This window comes from Nonomuraea zeae, from assembly GCF_005889725.1.
GTDB lineage: Bacteria > Actinomycetota > Actinomycetes > Streptosporangiales > Streptosporangiaceae > Nonomuraea > Nonomuraea zeae.
In genome coordinates, this window is sequence record NZ_VCKX01000653.1 from 1 (window position 1) to 1,693 (window position 1,693).

A 1,693-nucleotide genomic window follows, 5' to 3' on the forward strand; every position below is an offset into this window, starting at 1 on the left:
ACATCGGATGGTTATCAGAGACAGCGGGGGCTCCTGGCTCGGCGGCGGGGGCTGGTCCTGGTCGCGCTGGTCGTTCTTGGGCGAGAACCAGTCGCGCTCGTCGTTCGTGCTCATGCTGCGATCACTTCTCAACAGTCGAGTAGACGGCCTGCGCCGAGCCCGCGAGCTTGCGCGCGCCCTCCTCGTCCAGCCCGAGATCGAACTCGACCTCCGGCCGGTACGGCTCCTGGAGCCCCGCCGTCGGCGGCAGGCGGAACCGCACCGCCGCGCCGGGCAGCGCCGAGGCCGGGACCTCGAAGAAGAACCGCCCGCTCACCCAGATCTCCGGCTGCGCCCATTTGGCGGCCAGCGTCACGCTGCTGTCCACCCGGTCCGTGGCGTCGAACGTCTTGCCGTCGGACGTCACCAGCAGCGGCTGGCCGAGGTGGTAGGGCTTGAGGCTGGACTTGGCGGCGGCGCTGACGACGAGGAAGAGGTTGTCGGTCGCCACCGTCTTGGAGCCGTTCTGGATCGACTTCGCCGTGACGAACGAGTCGAGCCGCACGGTGAAGCGCCCGGCGTCCACGGTCTCGCCCTTCTCCCCGGCATAGGTCAGCGGGTCGCCTATCTCGCCCTCGGAGAGCGAGAGGGTCTGCATCCCGATCGCGCCGCCCACCAGGATCAGCCCGGCCACCAGGCCGAGCAGCTTGGACCCGTCGCGACGGCGCCCGGCCCGCCTGCTGCGCCGGGCGGGGGCGACGCCGGAGCGTTGCTCGGTGGCGGTCACGCTGCGCCGCCCTTCTTGACCGGCAGGGTCACCCGCGCCTTGATTTCCGGTACGAGCTTGTCCTTCTCCTCTTTGGATACCATCGACCATTCGGGGGTGACGTTGTTGAAATCGCTTCTGAACTCGAAGGACGCCACGTCCAGGACCATCTTCTCCGGCGGCTGCTCGTTGTCCTTGAGCCGATAGCGGACGATGACCCGGCTGGTCACGCCAGGGTGGAGCTGGCGGGTCTCGCCGCCCTTGCTCAACGCGTAGGCGAACGGGCCGGCGTCTTCGGGAAAGGCCGGGGTGATCTTGACCAGCGAGCCGCCGAAGGACGGGAACGAGACCTGGTTCGGCTTGGCCGGAGGCAGCCCGACCGACGCGGTCTCGTCGCCCTTGTTGGTGACGTCGAAGACCAGCTCCACGAACCGCTTGTCCTCGTCGAACTGGGTCTCGGCCTTCTCCGTCGTCACCCGCGACTCGACGAACTTGGTGTCGAACAGGGCCTGGTCGAGCACCGCCCCAGGGCCCAGCGCGTCAGGCGCGTCCGCGGCCTCGCCGAGACCGCCCAGCAAGGCGGTGATGCCGATGGCGGTGAAAGCCGTCAAAGCCACTGCGGGCACCGCTACCGGGCGTCTGGGCTTGTTCTCGCTGCCGCCGGAGGGTTCCGTCATGGGTAGGAATGGTAATAGGTCTCGGTTGTCCCATCTGCCGCAATGCTCCCATCGGACTGGTCGAATTGCCGAGAACCCTGCCGCTATGGGGGTTGTAGCTCATACGCTGTCACGGAGCGGAGAGGGCAGGCCCCTACACCTAATGACATATCGCGGCCGGAGGGTCACGTGACGGACGTGCATCCCGAGCATGCGCAGCTCCAGGCGGACCGCATCTACCTGGGCTGGCAGTACATCCTGCTGCACCCCGACCCCGGCCCCCCGCCGAAAC

The 1,693-nt window shown here is 68.0% G+C and carries 2 protein-coding genes; both read right to left on the minus strand.

Going from position 1 to position 1,693, the window contains the following annotated elements; translation table 11 throughout:
- Positions 1-121: 121 nt before the first annotated feature.
- The gene (locus ETD85_RS62130; protein ID WP_138699070.1) at positions 122-766 is read right to left on the minus strand and encodes a hypothetical protein; all 645 of its coding nucleotides are present in this window, start codon (positions 764-766) and stop codon (positions 122-124) included.
- On the minus strand, positions 763-1,422 hold the full coding sequence (locus ETD85_RS62135; RefSeq protein ID WP_138699071.1) for a hypothetical protein: 660 nt from the start codon (positions 1,420-1,422) through the stop codon (positions 763-765). The genes ETD85_RS62130 and ETD85_RS62135 overlap by 4 nt, the downstream gene beginning before the upstream one ends.
- Positions 1,423-1,693: the final 271 nt, after the last annotated feature.

What these genes read in the sequence shown, in the direction of transcription:
- ETD85_RS62135 (WP_138699071.1), bottom strand. Translation starts at nt 1,422, where the DNA reads ATGACGGAACCCTCCGGCGGCAGCGAGAACAAGCCCAGACGCCCGGTA.